The sequence below is a fragment of the Enterococcus sp. AMC1086 genome, assembly GCF_058216575.1.
In genome coordinates this window covers 2,763,464-2,780,680 of sequence record NZ_CM177100.1, presented here as the reverse complement: position 1 = coordinate 2,780,680, position 17,217 = coordinate 2,763,464, and the positions used below count along the sequence as shown (strand labels likewise).

The 17,217-nt window shown below is 34.7% G+C and carries 14 protein-coding genes; 13 read left to right on the top strand and 1 reads right to left on the bottom strand.

Annotated elements, in window-relative coordinates:
- The first annotated feature begins 3 nt into the window (after nucleotides 1-3).
- The 10 genes from AC4BC4_RS13050 (at nucleotide 4) to lepB (ending at nucleotide 10,624) form a co-directional block, all read left to right on the top strand.
- The gene (locus AC4BC4_RS13050) at nucleotides 4-1,080 is read left to right on the top strand and encodes a D-alanine--D-alanine ligase (RefSeq protein WP_438758347.1); all 1,077 of its coding nucleotides are present in this window, start codon (nucleotides 4-6) and stop codon (nucleotides 1,078-1,080) included.
- Between the two features lie 131 nt (nucleotides 1,081-1,211).
- On the top strand, nucleotides 1,212-2,579 hold the full coding sequence (locus AC4BC4_RS13045; RefSeq protein ID WP_490475973.1) for a UDP-N-acetylmuramoyl-tripeptide--D-alanyl-D-alanine ligase: 1,368 nt from the start codon (nucleotides 1,212-1,214) through the stop codon (nucleotides 2,577-2,579).
- A 332-nt stretch (nucleotides 2,580-2,911) separates the two neighbouring features.
- A complete protein-coding gene (cshA, locus tag AC4BC4_RS13040) occupies nucleotides 2,912-4,453 on the top strand; it encodes a degradosome RNA helicase CshA (protein ID WP_438758349.1) in 1,542 nt (513 codons plus the stop codon).
- Nucleotides 4,454-4,769: 316 nt separating this feature from the next.
- A complete protein-coding gene (gene acpS, locus AC4BC4_RS13035; RefSeq protein ID WP_490475972.1) occupies nucleotides 4,770-5,123 on the top strand; it encodes a holo-ACP synthase in 354 nt (117 codons plus the stop codon).
- A 93-nt stretch (nucleotides 5,124-5,216) separates the two neighbouring features.
- Nucleotides 5,217-6,335, top strand: a complete 1,119-nt coding sequence (alr, locus tag AC4BC4_RS13030; RefSeq protein WP_490475971.1) for an alanine racemase — start codon at nucleotides 5,217-5,219, stop codon at nucleotides 6,333-6,335.
- Nucleotides 6,336-6,350: 15 nt separating this feature from the next.
- Nucleotides 6,351-6,728 (top strand): type II toxin-antitoxin system PemK/MazF family toxin, encoded by a 378-nt coding sequence (locus AC4BC4_RS13025; protein WP_438758352.1) that lies wholly within the window; start codon nucleotides 6,351-6,353, stop codon nucleotides 6,726-6,728.
- A 395-nt stretch (nucleotides 6,729-7,123) separates the two neighbouring features.
- Nucleotides 7,124-7,825, top strand: coding sequence for a hypothetical protein (locus AC4BC4_RS13020; RefSeq protein ID WP_490475970.1), 702 nt, complete (start codon nucleotides 7,124-7,126; stop codon nucleotides 7,823-7,825).
- 31 nt (nucleotides 7,826-7,856) lie between these two features.
- Entirely contained in the window at nucleotides 7,857-9,209 is a 1,353-nt protein-coding gene (locus tag AC4BC4_RS13015) for a coiled-coil domain-containing protein (protein ID WP_438758354.1), read from the top strand.
- A 32-nt stretch (nucleotides 9,210-9,241) separates the two neighbouring features.
- The gene (locus AC4BC4_RS13010) at nucleotides 9,242-9,643 is read left to right on the top strand and encodes a LysM peptidoglycan-binding domain-containing protein (RefSeq protein WP_438758355.1); all 402 of its coding nucleotides are present in this window, start codon (nucleotides 9,242-9,244) and stop codon (nucleotides 9,641-9,643) included.
- Between the two features lie 150 nt (nucleotides 9,644-9,793).
- Nucleotides 9,794-10,624: a signal peptidase I gene (lepB, locus tag AC4BC4_RS13005; protein WP_490475969.1), complete on the top strand. Its 831-nt coding sequence runs from the start codon at nucleotides 9,794-9,796 to the stop codon at nucleotides 10,622-10,624.
- A 219-nt stretch (nucleotides 10,625-10,843) separates the two neighbouring features.
- Here lepB and AC4BC4_RS13000 read toward each other — a convergent pair whose 3' ends face one another.
- Nucleotides 10,844-12,325, bottom strand: coding sequence for a helix-turn-helix domain-containing protein (locus tag AC4BC4_RS13000; protein ID WP_490475968.1), 1,482 nt, complete (start codon nucleotides 12,323-12,325; stop codon nucleotides 10,844-10,846).
- A gap of 186 nt (nucleotides 12,326-12,511) precedes the next feature.
- Here AC4BC4_RS13000 and AC4BC4_RS12995 point away from each other — a divergent pair, with 186 nt between their 5' ends.
- From AC4BC4_RS12995 to AC4BC4_RS12985, 3 genes are all read left to right on the top strand, one after another.
- On the top strand, nucleotides 12,512-13,855 hold the full coding sequence (locus AC4BC4_RS12995) for an FAD-dependent oxidoreductase (RefSeq protein ID WP_490475967.1): 1,344 nt from the start codon (nucleotides 12,512-12,514) through the stop codon (nucleotides 13,853-13,855).
- A gap of 142 nt (nucleotides 13,856-13,997) precedes the next feature.
- Nucleotides 13,998-14,225 (top strand): hypothetical protein, encoded by a 228-nt coding sequence (locus tag AC4BC4_RS12990; RefSeq protein WP_069646395.1) that lies wholly within the window; start codon nucleotides 13,998-14,000, stop codon nucleotides 14,223-14,225.
- A gap of 247 nt (nucleotides 14,226-14,472) precedes the next feature.
- Complete coding sequence (locus AC4BC4_RS12985; RefSeq protein ID WP_490475966.1) at nucleotides 14,473-17,139, top strand: YhgE/Pip domain-containing protein; 2,667 nt, start codon at nucleotides 14,473-14,475, stop codon at nucleotides 17,137-17,139.
- The last annotated feature ends 78 nt before the right edge of the window (nucleotides 17,140-17,217 follow it).

The following is a 17,217-nucleotide window of genomic DNA, read 5'->3' as shown; positions in this document are numbered from 1 at the left end:
CATTTGAAGATTACATTGCTATATGGTGGGAGAAGTGAGGAACATGATGTTTCTATATTGTCTGCCTATTCCGTTTTAAATGCGATTTACTACAACTATTATCAAGTTCAATTAGTGTTTATCAGTAAAGAGGGGACATGGGTCAAAGGCCCGCTTTTGACTGAAAAACCAGAAAATCAAGATATTCTGAAATTAACTTGGTCTGAAGAAGGCGAAATAGATAAATGGGGTGAATTCACGGGACGTGTGATATTGCCTTGTGAAATTCAAGAAGAAGATACGATTGTTTTCCCAGTATTACATGGTCCAAACGGGGAAGATGGTACGATCCAGGGATTTTTAGAAACAATAGGTATGCCTTACGTTGGTGCTGGTGTGTTAGCAAGTGCAAATGCAATGGATAAAATTATGACGAAATACCTTCTTCAAACAGCAGGAATTCCTCAAGTACCATTTGTTCCTGTACTAAAAAGCGATTGGAAAGAAAATCCTAAAAAAGTATTCGAACAATGTGAGGGTTCCTTGATTTATCCAGTATTTGTGAAACCTGCTAATATGGGCTCAAGTGTAGGAATCAGCAAAGCTGAAAATCGTGAAGAACTACAAAATGCTTTAGAAGAAGCGTATCTTTATGATTCTAGAGCGATCGTTGAACAAGGAATCGAGGCTCGTGAGATCGAAGTAGCGATTTTAGGTAATGAAGATGTTCGAACTACATTGCCAGGTGAAATCGTCAAAGATGTTGATTTTTATGATTACAATTCAAAATATATCGACAACCAGATCACGATGCAAATTCCAGCAGAAATACCAGATGAAGTCCATCAAAAAGCACAAGAGTTTGCGAAAAAAGCGTATACTATTTTAGATGGTAGCGGATTAAGCCGCTGTGATTTCTTTTTGACTAGTAAAAATGAATTATTCTTAAATGAGCTGAATACAATGCCTGGTTTTACAGAATTTAGTATGTATCCATTGTTATGGGAAAATATGGGCTTGAAATACAGCGATTTGATCGAAGAATTAATTCAATTAGCCTTAAACCGTTTCAAACAAAGACAAAGTTTTTACGAAAGATAAGCTACTAAAAAGGGAGGAGACAAAACATTTGACGTTTTGTCTCAGCCCTTTTATGTATGACTAGCTATGATTATAAAACTTTAGGTAAAAATGTAAACAATCTAATGTACATTTATTAAGGAGAGAAATTAATGAAATTAACTTTCTGGGAAGCCGCTGAAGTAACAAAAGCTACCAATGATTGGAAACAATGGTCAGATTTTGAACTGACTGGTATTGAATTTGATAGCAGATTGATAAGCGATGGGAATCTTTTCGTCCCCTTAAAAGGTGAAAATGATGGTCATTTATTTATCAAAAGTGCTATGGATAAAGGTGCGAAAGGTTCTTTTTGGAACTCGTCAGAAACAGCTCCAGACGAATTTCCAATTTTACAAGTCAGTGACCCTTTAAAAGCAATGCAAGAATTAGCCGTTTATTACTTAAAGAAAATGACTCCTACTGTGATCGCAATTACTGGAAGCAATGGTAAGACAACAACGAAAGATATGACAGAAGCCGTTTTGGCAAAGCAATTTAATACCTATAAAACGCAAGGAAATTATAATAACGACATCGGGTTACCCTATACGATTTTACATATGCCTGATGAGACAGAAAAACTGATTTTAGAAATGGGAATGGATCATGCGAATGAGATCGATTTTCTATCAAGATTAGCTAAACCCGAAGTTGCTGCAATTACAATGATTGGAGAAGCACATATTGAAAATCTTGGTTCAAGAGAAGGCATTGCAAAAGCAAAAATGGAGATCACTTCTGGCCTTTCGGATGAAGGGCTAATGGTTCTTCCAGCAGATGAGCCATTACTGATACCACTAGTAAAAGAATTGCCGCAAACAATCAAAACATTTGGGTTTGATCAAGCCGATTGTAAAGCTACAATCGTTGAAGTGCAAAAAGACTATACGTCCTTTAGAATCAACGGATCAAACACATTATTTACTATTCCAGTTCCAGGTAAATACAATGTGGGCAATGCCTTGATTGCCATCAGCATTGGACAATGGTTTGACATTTCAGAAGATAAAATTCAAGCTGGTTTGGCAGAGTTTCAATTAACAAAAAATCGAACAGAGTGGTTAAAAAGTCAAACGGGGATCGAAATTCTAAGTGATGTTTATAATGCGAATCCAACAGCGATGAATCTAGTGCTGGATAGTTTTAGTCAAATGCCAACACAAGGCAAAAGAGTAGCTGTTTTAGGCGATATGCTTGAATTAGGACCTGATTCAGCTGCTATGCATGCTTCGGCAGATGAACATCTAAATCCAGAAGAAATCACAGAAGTTGTTCTTTATGGAACGCAAATGCGAGTGCTATACGATATTCTTGCAACAAAATATCAGCAAAATAAACTCCATTACTTTAAAAAAGAAGAAAAAGAAGCAGTAACCGCGAAGTTAAAATCAATTCTTGAACCTAAAGACATGGTTGTTTTAAAAGCAAGTAATGGTATGGGCTTAAATGAAGTTGTCGCGAACTTACTTGAAATTTAGAGAGGTTTCATAAAACTTGCTGAAAATGTAAAAATATGCTAGAATAACCTATTGCCGAAAGATCGAAGTAGATAAATCGAAAGTACCTAGTGAAGATACTTTCCTATCATATAAAGATTAAAAAAGCTGAACGAACTCGTTTGGCTTTTCTAGTGCCTGTAGCTTCATAAGGTGGATTTTTCGGTAACACTAATCAGAAAATAAACTGAACCTGTGTAGAAGGTCAGTGACTCCATGAACATTTTCAAAATTAGTGAAAGTCAAATCACCTGTAACATCATTCTGGAAGAATTCATTTCTTCTGCAACAAACACTATTTAGGAGGATATCATTTGAAATTTAAAGAACTTGGCTTAGAACCAGAATTATTGGCAGCAATTGAACGCTCAGGATTTGAAGAAGCAACGCCCATCCAAGAGGAAACGATTCCGTTAGCATTAGAAGGAAAAGATGTAATTGGACAAGCACAAACAGGAACAGGTAAAACTGCCGCGTTTGGTCTTCCAATGTTGCAAAAAATCGATACAGCAAACCGTGTGTTACAAGGAATTGTTATTGCACCAACACGCGAGTTAGCAATTCAAACGCAAGAAGAATTATATCGTTTAGGTCGCGATAAAAAAATCCGTGTCCAAGCAGTATATGGTGGAGCAGATATCGGTCGTCAAATCCGTGGACTAAAAGAAAATCCGCACATTGTTGTCGGAACACCTGGACGTTTATTGGATCATATCAATCGTCGTACACTAAAACTAGATACAATCGAAACGTTAGTTTTAGATGAAGCTGATGAAATGTTGAATATGGGATTCTTGGAAGACATCGAAAAAATCATCTCTAAGATTCCATCAAAACGTCAAACATTGCTATTTTCAGCGACAATGCCACCAGCAATTAAAAATATCGGCGTGAAATTCATGAAAGATCCAGAGCACGTGAAAATCAAAGCAAAAGAAATGACTGCTGATTTGATCGATCAATACTATGTACGCTCAAAAGATTTCGAGAAATTCGATATCATGACTCGTTTGTTAGATGTTCAAACACCAGAACTTACAATCGTTTTTGGTCGTACAAAACGTCGTGTAGATGAGTTAGCTCGCGGGTTAGAAGCTCGTGGATACAAAGCTGAAGGTATTCACGGAGACTTGTCTCAACAGAAACGAATGAGTGTATTACGTTCATTCAAGAGTGGAAACTTAGATATCTTAGTAGCGACAGATGTTGCTGCTCGTGGGTTAGACATTTCTGGCGTAACACACGTTTACAACTATGATATCCCGCAAGATCCAGAGAGCTATGTTCACCGTATCGGTCGTACGGGTCGTGCTGGAAAAGGTGGAATGTCCGTTACTTTTGTTACACCAAATGAAATGGGCTACTTACACGTTATTGAAGAACTAACGAAAAAACGTATGACACCACTACGTCCACCAAACGAGCAAGAAGCATTCAAAGGACAATTAGGGGCTGCAATCGAAACGGTTGAAGAAAAAATAGCAGAAAATGGCTTGGAAAATTACTTGCCTTCTGCTGAAAATCTTTTAGAAAAGTATTCTGCTGAAGATTTAGCAGCATTATTACTTAAAACAATTTCTAAAGACCCATCAGATGCTGTACCAGTAAAAATTACACCAGAACGTCCATTACCATCAAATAAAAAAGGATTCAATAAAAATAATCGCAGCGGTGGCGGTGGCAATAGCCGTAATCGTAATAAAAATGGCGGTGGCGGTTACCGTGGCAACAAAAATAACAAAGGCACTGGCGGTAGCGCAAACGGTGGAGGCTACAATAAGAACAAAGATAATCGTTCAGCAAAACGTCATAACGATAAAAAACGTAGCTTTGTTATTAGAGATAACTCAAATTAATAAATTCATAAAAAGTAGAAATGAGAATCAGCTTGTTTCAGTTTGACTAGTTATTGAATTTTAAGAGGGTAGAACAAAGCGTATTATGCTTTGTTCTGCCCTTTTTTGTTAAAGTTTAACCACTTTATCTTCGTAATAAAAAGAGAGGAAATAAAGCGAAATAGGAACAATTAAACGAGGTTTTTTCTCTTTTTTAGTTTAAATTAGATAAGTTCATTCAGCTTTTTTTAAAATTTTACATTATTATGTGGAAAAATCGCGAAAATTTGATAGAATAAGAGTAATTTATAAAATAAATCAAAGAGGGCTCATAAGAATGATAAAAGGAATTGGTATAGATATGGTTGAACTCTCAAGAATCGAAAAAATTATCGAGAACAAATCCTCTTTTGTAAAACGAGTTTTGACCGATGATGAACATGTCCTTTTTCAAAAATTGGTCCATAAACGGCAAGTAGAGTTTTTGGCTGGCAGATTTGCTTGTAAAGAAGCTTTTTCTAAGGCGTGGGGAACTGGGATCGGAAGTGTAGGATTACGTGACATTGAAATTTTAAAAGAAAAAAATGGCGCGCCGAAAGTTACCAAATCGCCTCATGAAGGGAATGTATTTGTTTCAATCTCACATACAGAAACCTTTGCGGTTGCTCAAATCATTTTGGAAACTGTGTAAGTAGGCGTTTGATTTTATCTATTTAATTTGAATATAGGTTGAGCAAAATTTTTGATCAGATCTTGTTTCAACTTAAAAGAAAGAAGGACACATATGGCAGTAGGATGGCATCGTCCCACAAAATTAGTGATCGATACACAAGCAATTAAAGAAAATGTTGGCAACGAAGTAAAACGAATGCCAAAAGGGACAGAATTATTTGCGGTAGTCAAAGCAAATGGATATGGTCACGGCGCTGTTCAAACGGCCAAAGCGGCAAGAGAGGGAGGCGCTACTGGATTTTGTGTAGCAATCTTGGATGAAGCGATAGAATTACGTGAAGCAGGTTTTCAAGAGCCGATACTGATTTTGAGTGTCGTAGATGTTTCTTACATAGATTTGTTACTGAAGTACGATTTATCTGTCACGGTAGCAACGCAAGAATGGCTAGAACAAGCGATAGAACAACTAACCCATATAGAACCACAAAGACCATTGAAAATACATATAAAAGTTGATACTGGAATGGGCCGCATTGGATTCACTACATCAGAGGCTGTAAAACAGATAGTTGAATTAGTACAATCAGAGAAGACACTTATTTGGGAAGGATTATTTACGCATTTTTCTACAGCAGATGAGAAAGACGCAAGTTATTTTGAAAAACAAACACATCGTTTTCAAGAAATCTTGTCTGTGCTTTTTGAACTACCAAAATACGTCCATGTAAGCAATAGTGCAACAGCGCTTTGGCATCCTGACAATGTGGGAAATATGATTCGTTTTGGGATAGCAATGTACGGACTGAATCCATCTGGACATGCGTTGCCAGAAGTTTATCCATTGAAGCCTGCACTGAGCTTAGTCTCGAAATTGATTCAAGTAAAAGAGCTCTCAGCTGGAGAAGGAATTGGTTATGGACACACTTATATAACAACTGCAAATGAATGGATTGGGACTGTACCAATTGGTTATGCAGATGGCTGGTTACGACATTTACAAGGCTTCTCAGTGTTAGTGAATGGCGAGCTGTGTGAAATTATTGGAAGGATCTGTATGGATCAATGCATGATTCGCTTACCAAGACAAATGGACGTAGGAACACAAGTCACATTGATTGGACACGATCATGGAGAGGTTATTACTATGCAGATGGTCGCAGACAAACTAGAGACAATTCATTATGAAGTCGCATGCACGTTTTCAGAACGTATACCAAAGGAGTATAAATAGAATAGGAGGTTTCAAATGGTCAAAAGGGGTGACATATATTTTGCAGACTTATCCCCTGTCGTAGGATCAGAACAAGGGGGAGTACGTCCAGTACTAGTCATACAGAATAATTTAGGTAATCATTTTAGTCCAACTATTATCGTTGCTGCAATCACAGCGAAGATGGCTAAACCAAAGTTACCAACACATATAGGAATTAATTCAGAAGAAACAGGGATCGAACGCGATTCGGTCATTTTACTAGAACAAATCCGTACTATCGATAAAATCCGTTTAAAAGAAAAAGTTTGCCACTTAGGTTTAGAAATCATGGACTCAGTTGATCGTGCATTGGGTGTTAGCGTAGGAATTGTAGAAGCAGAATTAGAAGAAAATCTTGGTACATATCGTTAAAGATATCTGGTGTTTTTAATGGAAAACATATCCTATTTTTATTAAGAATAGGAGAGTCGATCGAAACAGTGTGATCCTAAATAGGAGAACCTTGTTTTTACTTATTAGAGTGTTATTTATTAATGAATAATAAAAATCCCATCATTTATAACAGAAAACGTTAACACAAGTGCTTATAAACAATTCCATCTAGTTAAAATCCTAAAAAAATCCTAAAATTTATAGATGGATATCCTGTTTTTATTGACTTTTATCATTCGTTATAAAAAAAAGTTGGCAATAACGATACGTAATGTTACAATAAACTATGTATAATTGGGTGGAAAGTGGATAACTTTCGAATAAATAGATATAGTTAGTGTTTTTTTATTAATGGGTAAAGGAGTTTATATTTGATGACGATTTTTATGTTTGCATTAGTAGTAATACTGTTTCTTTTTTTCAGTTATCAGTTGTACGTTCGATTCCAACTGGAGAGCTTAGATTCTGATAGTCCAAAAATGAAACGTAAGATTAATTTTTATAAGTATCAAGAAAATAATCGATCATTATTATTTTTAATGATTGCAGCAATTATTTTTTGCCTAGTCCTTTTTGGGATAATTTATAATCAAGATACTTTAAGAAAAGATAATAAAGATTTAGAATGGAAGATAGAAGAGGTTAGAGGATCCAGAGGAGCAGCTTCTGGTGCTGAAATTGAAAGCTACGAAGAAAATACAATGAAATTGACTAAATTTCCTTGGCAAAAAGTCGTAGAAAGCCGAGACGCTCAAGCATTAGACAATTATGAACTTCAACTTATAAGAGATTGGCAACCCTTTTTTGGAGAAGCCAATGTGGCAATCTTGATCAGTCAAAAAACTGAAACACTGACCGTATCAGTTTTTCCTACAGCATTGACGTTTAGTGATTTCCAAACAGCTGAAAAGAATATTGAAACCTTTATCAAAGAGCTACAGCCAGTAAAAGAAATCATGATGATTGATTTTAACTTTACATATCGAGATAAAACGAACAAGCTATCTAAACAATCGATTGTTTATACAAGAGAATCGAAAGAAAGTAACTTAGAAAAAGTGGTATTAGACAAATGAGTAAAGAAATAAAAGATGGGGTGTAAAATACATGGCAAAGAGACGGTTAATCAAAAAAATTAACGAGGTTTCCGAAGAAGAACTAACACAAGAGGTAGATTTTACTTCGGTCAATGATCAACCTGAAACTGCGGTAACAACGAATAATCGCAGTTTAATAGCTGAACAAGAACAAGAGATTACTCGTTTAAGAGAATTGATTGAAGAATACAGATTGCAAGAATCTGAATTTGAACAAAATAAGGATGAAAATTTCCGTTTATCTCAACAAAATAAACAATTAGTGATCAAAGTCGAAAGTAGTCAGGATGAACTGGAATCATTAAAAGAAAAAAATGATGAATTAGCGACACAGCTCAACCTAAAAGAAACAGAGATTTTTGAACTGGAAGATGCGAATGAAGCTTCTGACTCTACAGAAGAACTGACGCGTTTAAAGGCACAAATAGAAGAGTTGAAAAAAGAGAATGTCAGTGGACAAGAACAAATTGCTTATTTAGAAACTGCTCTTGTTGAAAAAGACAAAGCATTAGAACTGCAAATTCTTGAAAAAAATAAAGAAATAGAACAATTACAAGCTGATTTGGCTACCCGAGGAACAATCGGAGAAAAACAAGAAGCATTGGAGACGGTGAAGATGGAATTAGAATCATTAAATGAAAAACTTCAAACTACTGATAAAGAAAATCAAGAGTTGACACAAAAACTTGCTGATCTTCAAGAACAAATGCATCGATTGCAAGAAGAAAACGAAGAATTGAAAGAAAAAGAAGTTTCTTTAGCAACAACTAGTGATGTTACCGTTGATAACAGCCGAGTTGATGAATTGAAAAAAGAATTAGAAACAGTTTTAAAAGAAAAAAGTGAATTAGAAAACAATCTGGGCCGTATCCAAGGGTTGAATGACAAATATTCAATTCAAAAAAATGTGTTTGAATCTGAGTTAGCTGGTTTAAGAAGTATTTATAAAGAAAAAGAAGAAGAACTAGAAAGTTTAAATGCTGAACTTGAAACAATGCGTAATATTTCTGCAACAGGCGAAGCTACAGGAAATCAATTAGCTGAACTATTGCAAGCAAAACAACAAATCAACGATCTATTATTGAAAAACCAATCTCTACAAGAAGAAGCCTTGAAATCACAACAAGAAATCGGTGAGGTAATGGTTTCAGCTAAGAAAGAAGCAAATCGCATCATTAGTGAAGCTCAAGTTGAAGCGAAACATATGGTCAACTCAGCTGAACTTGAAATGTTAAATATTGGAAATCGTGCGAAAAATATTTCTAATGAAGTAGAAGAATCTAAAAATGAAGTAATGACAATTTATCGTGAATTAGAAGAACGTCTAAGTAAATTATCACGTTTGGATAAATCAGGAAACTAAGCGACCACAAAACGAATGAAGGGAAGAACAATATGAAAAAACGAATCAATAAAAAATATTCTATTCTGTTGGTTTTTTCTGCAATATTGTTTAGTACTGCTATTTACTTTATGTCTAGTTCATTGGTTTTAGGAGCATCAGCAGGCGGTACGGCATCTGCACCAGTAACAGCTGATGGTGGAGCGGCGATTATACCTGCGCCAACACCTCCAGCTACACAAGCAGAACCAAAGCAAGAAACGGCAACTGAAAATACCATTGCTGAACAAAAAGAAAAAGAAGCACCAAAAGAAGTCTATGTTGTAAAAGATGGTCAGACTTTATGGGAAATTGCTCAAGATTCAGGCCTATCAATTCAAACATTAATGAACAAAAATCAGCTTAGTAGTAGTGTCATCGTTGAGGGGCAAGAATTAGTATTCGATCAGGAGTAAGATATAGGTGGGTGGAGCAAAACTTTAGAGTTTGCCCCGCTCCCTTTTTGTATAAGCCAAAAAACGCTTTGCAAGATTTTTGTATGGAAAAAAATATAGTAGTCTGTTATTCTTAACTAAGAGTATTAATCATTTTGATTGAGGTGTATCATGGATGAAATAAGAGTACGTTTTGAACGGCTGAAACGGCAATTAAAAAGAAAGTTCAATAAAAATAAAAAAGCTAAAAATAGAAAACGTCCACAATCTGGCCCTAAGAAAAAACGCTCCCAACCTAGAGAACGAACAGAAGAAATAAAGGGAGCAGCAAAAGTTAAACCAAGATCCAAAGAAGAACGAGTTAAGGTATCTGAACCTATTAAAAAAAAGAGAAAAAAGAAAAAAATATCTAAAGAAGAATTAGAAAAAAGAAAGAAGAAAAAAAGAAAAGAGAATATTATTGAAATTATCAAATTTATGCTTCCTATCGTAGTAGTTGCGATTTTTGTTTTTTTCTTTATTTTGAATACATCACCTCATATGGTTGATGGGGATTCAATGAAGCCAACATTATTAAATGGAGATCGAGTGATTGTTCGTCGTACAAAAGAACCTGAAAGATATGAGATCATTACATTTAAACCACCTGTTAAAAGTGAGTTCCAATACGTGAAAAGAGTTATCGGTATGCCAGGAGATTTAGTTTGGACTGAAGATAGTGACTTATTTATCAACCATCAGGCTGAGTCTTTACCAAAAGTTTCAGAATTATCTGCTGCAAATGAATTACCTGATGGAACAATCAAAGTAAACCTGACAGAAGATAGCTTGGAGCAAATGTCCCAATTAAAAAAAATTCCTAAAGGGCATTATTTTGTATTAGGAGATAATCGGAATAATTCTAGTGATAGTAGAACGTTTGGATTAGTGGATGGTCGAGCGATTGAAGGGGTTGTCTCTTTTAGGTTTGCACCGTTTAATAATATTGGATTTATCAAATAAAAAAACGATAAATATTTATCGTTTTTTTATTTTAATTCGCAGTATAAGGATAATTATTTACCATGTTTATTTCCATAAAAAAATAATACTACACAAAAATATTTGTTCCAAATTTACAATAATTCTCATTAAATTTACTAGACATAAAGAAAACAGAGAACTTTAGCACTGATTTCTCTGTTATAATTTCAAGTAGTGATAGATGAAATATATGGTACTTTATCTTGTATCAATCAACTGAATAATTAGTTTTTCAATCTCTGCCATATCATAACGATTACCAATATCAGAAAAGATGTATACAAGTTCTTGATTTTCTGAAATCGTGTCACTATAAATATTAGAAAGTAAGATGTCGTAGTGACTATCTTCTTTAAAAGCTTCTGCTTTGATGGGGTATTTATGACCTAAAATATTTGTTAAATGTTGGATAACTAATTCACCAATAAAAGGATTCAGTGAATGATACACACCAATCGCAATTTTTTCTTCATTTAATTCGGCAATATGATTTAGTATGATCGTGTAGTGTATTTCAGTGAATTTATTTTTATAACTCCCTTTTTCACCATCTTGATCAAATTTTTTAGTAGCAATATCCATCAATTCGAAAACTTCATTCCCGGAAAAAGGATGCCGATGTGCATTGATGATAGATTTTATCGTCCAACTATCAAAAGATAAAATAAAACCATCAAAATAATAAAGTTGCGAATGTAGTTGAAATAGCAGGTTTTCAATATACAATAAGCGAGCAGATGAAGCATAGCTCGATAAATAACCTTGTTGTTTTAGATATTTTAAGATTACCTTGTTCATATAGTTTAAATAAGAACTTTCTCTGCGTTGTTTTTCTGCCAATCGAAAAGCAAAAGAAGAATTTGGTGAAAAATTATGCATAGAGCAAAAGAAGTCATAAAACATGTATGCTTCATAAATAGTATATGGACGGTCAATTTTTTTCATATATGTATGTAAAGACAAACTAATTTCTTCGAATAGTGGTCGATCGGGATAATCATAATTGGGACTAATGACCGGATTGTATTCGGTCGTCAGACGTCTAAAGGATATTTTCATCCATAATTTGATCTGAAGTATTTCGGTCGGATCAAAGACAAGATTAAGAGACTCCTTTAAAATATCAACAAAACCAAGATATTGATTAGCAGTTTCTTTTTCTAAGCTGGATTTGTCTTCAAAAAGAAACCAAAAGAAACTAAAGAAAAAATAGCGGATCTGTTTTTCTTCACCGACTAATTTACCTCGCTTGATTTGAAGATGAAACTCTTTTAGAAGATCATTCAGTTCACTGATTTTTCGGTAGTAGGTTGCAGAGCTGATTGCATAATTCAGCTGAAAATAATCGCAGGTCACTTCACCTTTATTGAACAATTGATTAATCATTTGAAATTTGATTGATTTTTCTAAAAATAGTAAAACAACGTTTTTCAATGGAAATGTTGGCTTCTTTTTTAAAGTGATATTCTCGCCATTTAATGTTATTTCGACTTGCTGGTTTACTTGATTTTCATCAAGAAAGCTTTGCAGGAAAGACAGATACTCATTTAATGTAGGTAAGCTAATTTGAAATTCATTCACTAGCTCACTTTTTGTTGCCTTGCCTTCATTATTATATAAAAATAATAGAATATCATTCATATAATCGAAAGGCTTTTCTAAAAAATCTCGTTTAAGCATAATAGACACCTCACTTTAAGCATACTTGATTCATAGGGAAATGGCAATACGCAACGTATAAAAAGAAAGTAACCACTTACTTTTTATTAAAAAAAAAATAATATAAATATAGACTAGAGTGTGATATTATTTTACATTTATATAATTCTAATGATGGTTTATTCAATTGAAGGGAGAAAAACCTTAGTGAAAGTAGTTATTATCGGAGCCTCGCATGGTGGGCTTCAAGCAGCAGTAACATTAAGAAAATTAAATCCTCAAACTGAGGTTATTCTAATTGAAAAAAGAAGTGAAATAAGCTTTATTTCAAGCGGGATCGTTTTGAAAATGAATCAATTGGTCGATGAATTAGACGATGTGCGGTATTTTTCTTTAGAAGAATTGAGGGAAAAGGGGATAAATGTTTTACTCAACGCAGCAGTTACCAAGATTAATTCTGAGAAAAAAATGATTACTTATCAAGATATACACAAGAAACAACACGAAATAAACTATGAAAAACTAATTCTTGCAACAGGTTCAAATCAATTTTCTACGAATCTAACATTACCAAGTAAAGAAAAAGTAACTGTTTTTAAGAACTATCCAAGCTCTGTAGAGGTTTTGGAAAAATTGGAAAAAGCAAAATCTATTTCGATCGTTGGTGGCGGTTATATCGGTGTAGAATTATGCGATGCTTTAAAGGGTCAAGGGAAAGAAATTCATTTGATTGAAAGTGCTGACTCAGTCCTTTTTCGATATGTAGGCAAGGAATTATCTTCATTAATAGAACAAAAAATTAGAGATTCCGGTGTTAAACTTCATTTAAATGAAAGTGTTATTGGGTTTTCAAACATAGAAGAAGAGACGTTTATCACGAACACAACAAATGAAGCAATCGAAAATGAGTACGTGATTGTCGCCGTCAATGCACGTCCAGATACGACATTAGTGAAGGATTTTTTAGATTTAAATGCAAATGGAACGATTCGTGTAAATGAACATATGCAAACAAGTAATCCTGATATTTATGCCTTAGGTGATGTTATTTCTTATCCAGTCAGCAATAGTTATCGTAAGTCATTTATTCCTTTGGTGAACAACGTTGTCAGAAGTGCAACTGTCGCGGCAATGAATGCATTAGGACATTCGATGAACTATAATAAGACACAAAAAACGACAGCTACTAAAATTTTTGGCTGCTATGTTTCAAGTACTGGTTTGACAGAAGTGGAAGCGAAATTTGAAGGAATGGACGTTGAAAGTATTTTTTTGACATTACCATGTCAGTTACCATATCTCCAAATACAGGAAGATGTCCATATCAAAATGGTTTTTGAAAAAGGAACACACAAGTTGATTGGCGGTCAATTGATGTCTGAAAAAGATATTACGCAATCAATCAATACGCTATCTTTAGCGATCAACAAAGAAACAACACTTGAAGAGTTAGTTTCGATGGACTTTTACTTTAATCCAGGAATCAATCATCCGATGGGAGTCATCAGCCGAGCAGCATATGAATTTTTGATCGAAAAGTTGAAAGAATAGCCGGAATGAAGCAAAGACGGAAATTTATTTTAGATTATGAGTTAAATGATTATACACTTAGTTTTGACAAAATAATGCGAATCACTTCTACTTATTTCTTTTTAAGCGTATAATAAAATAAAAATTCTAGGAGGCGTAGCCCATGAAAGCAGACGAGAAGAAATTTTATGACTTCATAATGGATCGCACAAAAGCGGATCACCAAGAAGATATGAAACATTTGCTAGCAGAGTTGATGGAAAGAAGATCAACAGATAAACTCGATAAGATGTATCTTATGAGTGTGGTTCCTAGAGCGCTTTCCTATTTAGATCCAGATTCAGTAAACGAAGTAAAAAAAGTAGTATCAGAGTTTTCAGCAAAACTATAAGCTAACAAATAAAGGCAGGCTGATTCATTCGGATGAGCTTGCTTTTTTAGTGTCAAAAAAAAGCAATGAAAGAAATAATACAAAAAAATCATTTGTATAATGGTTTAAACTAAATGCATAGAAGAAATCTCTACGACAATTCAGGATACCTGTCGTAGAAATGGACAAAAATTGGATTTTTCATTTGTTAATGATAAAAAAATTATGCTAAAGTAAATCAGTTATTAAAAAGAGTGGGTGAAATAGGATGGAACATATAAAAAATACATTGAAGTTATTTAAATTAGATTGGCAACGCATTTTTAAAAATCCGATTGCAACATTTTTGATTATCGCACTGATGATTATCCCATCACTTTATGCATGGTTTAACATCAAAGCCTTGTGGGATCCTTATGCGAACACTGGCGAGTTGCCGATTGCGGTATACAGTGATGATCAAGCTGCAACTTTCAAAGACAAAAAAGTGAATATTGGAGAGGAAGTCTTGAAAAATCTTCATAAAAATAAACAACTGGGTTGGCAATTTGTTGATTCAAAAAAAGAGCTAGATAAAGGCGTAAAGTCAGGGAAATATTATGCAGGCATTTATTTACCCAAAGATTTCTCAAAAGATCTACTAAGCTTTACAACAGGAGAGATCACGAAACCTAAAATAGATTATTCAATCAATGAAAAAATCAATGCGATCGCACCTAAGATCGCAGATAAAGGAGCTTCTTCTTTACAAGCTCAAATCACAGATCAATTTACTAAAACAGCTAGCAGTACTTTGGTGGGTGTATTTAACGATATTGGCTATAATTTAGACTCAAATCTAGTTAGTATCACAAAAGTGAAAAATATGATTCTTTCAAGTGATGAGAATATCGATCAAATCGATAAATATGCGCAAGAAGTTGTGGCATTGAATGGAAAAATGCCAGAATTAAAAACTAAATTAGCGAAAGCCAATGAATTTGTTGACTACTTACCTGAGGTTGATGCATTGGGCGCAAAATTGGTCGATTTAAATGATAAGATGCCGACGATCAAAGAGCAGGCAAAAGTTATTCTAACGCTGCAGGAAAAAATTCCTGAAATTCAAAATGCTGGCAAGCAATTAGCGATGATTGATGAAGATTTTGCTTCAGTTGAACAAACAATGACTGAAGGAATCGCTGAAGCTAAACAAGGATTACAAATTATCCGACAAGTACAAACGGCATTGCCGGATATTGAAAAGTTAGGGAATCAAGCGGATAGTTTAGCGACCGCAACGAACGAAGGTGCAGCAAAATTAAAAGAAGCGCTGCCTAGTATTACTAGTAGTATGAAAGTCACTTTACAAGCTATTTCGACCATTGGTTCTAGTGTTGCATCTGTCGTTGAGCAACTACGAGACAATCGTTTGCCACTGGCTGAACGCGAGCAATTAAAGCAACAATTATCAGACAGCTTAGGACGTCAACAAGCTGTTATTCAACAATTGATCCAAACATTGCTTCAAATTCAAGAAGCTGCTGGAAATCAAGGTTTACAAGAAACGATTGATAAATTAAGTACAGTAAATGCTATGATTACTGATTTAAAAACAAAGGTCGACAATCTAGATGTTAATGCCATTACGGATGATGATTTGAATGCGATTCAAAATTCCGCTAATCAAATTGCACAGACAGCTGGAAGTATTGATGTGGACGAAGTTTCAACTTTAGTCAATGATATTTTAACTAAATTGATAGCGACTATTACGACTGCCCAAGGACTACTTGATCAAGCAAAACAAATTGATTTTGCCGCATTATTAAGTTCAACAGAGGGTACTGTCACCAATGCAATTGGGATTTTAGAAAAATACCAAGCAGAATTGCCTGCCATAAAACAAGAACTCCATGATGCGAATGTCCTATTAAATGGGCACATGGATACGATTGTAAATGGTATTAACAAAGGAGCGGAATTATACAACAACGAATTACCAGTGATACAAGAAAAAGTAGGTTTAGCTGCGTCATTCATTCAAAATGATTACCCCGAAATCAGAGAAAATATTACAGGTACGTTAAAAACGGTAAATGAAAAAATGCCGGATCTTGAAGCAGCGTTGGATAAGGCGGATGATTTAATTCAAAACGATTGGCCAAATATCAAAATAGGGCTTCATAAAGCGGCACAAGCGATTAGAAAAGGTGAAAAGGATGTTGACCTTGGGCAAGTGATAAAATTGCTTAAATTAGACGCTAACGCTGAAAGTGACTTTTTCACTAAACCAGTTGAAATCGCGGAAAATAAAATTTATCCAATTGCCAATAACGGATCAGCAAGTACGCCATTTTACACAGCCCTATGTTTATGGGTAGGGGCCGTCTTATTTTCAAGTGTTGCGACGACTGATTTTTATTTAGATGAAAAAGACCGTGGCAAATATTCTAAACGCGAACAATTTTCTGCAAGAATGTTGACGTTTTTAGTCATGGGATTGGCACAAGCGTTGATTGTGACGTTAGGGAACTATTTTTTATTAGGCGTGGATGTAAGACAGCCATTTTATAGTGTCTTGTTTGCCTTATTGATCGCCTTTGCCTTTATGATGATGGTCTATGTTTTGGTTGCACTGTTTGGGAATGTCGGAAAAGGTGCTGCAATCATTATTTTAGTTCTTTCCATTTCCGGTGGTGGAGGAAACTATCCGATCCAAGTCTCAGGTAAATTCTTCCAATTTATTAATCCCTTTTTACCGTTTACACATGCGGTGAATTTACTGCGGGAGTCTGCAGGAGGAATTTATTGGCCAAATGCTTGGAAGGCAATCATTATTTTACTTTCCATCACGATCGTGTTCTGTGTAGTAGGTATTCTTTTATATCCATACATTGAGGAGAAAACAAAGAAATTGGCAAAGATTTCTCATGAGAGTCATATTTTCCATTAAAAGGAAGAGGTTGGCAAAGTGTTTAACTTCGAAAAATAAGAAGGAATTGTTCTGCTTCTACCGTTTATTCGGACTCCT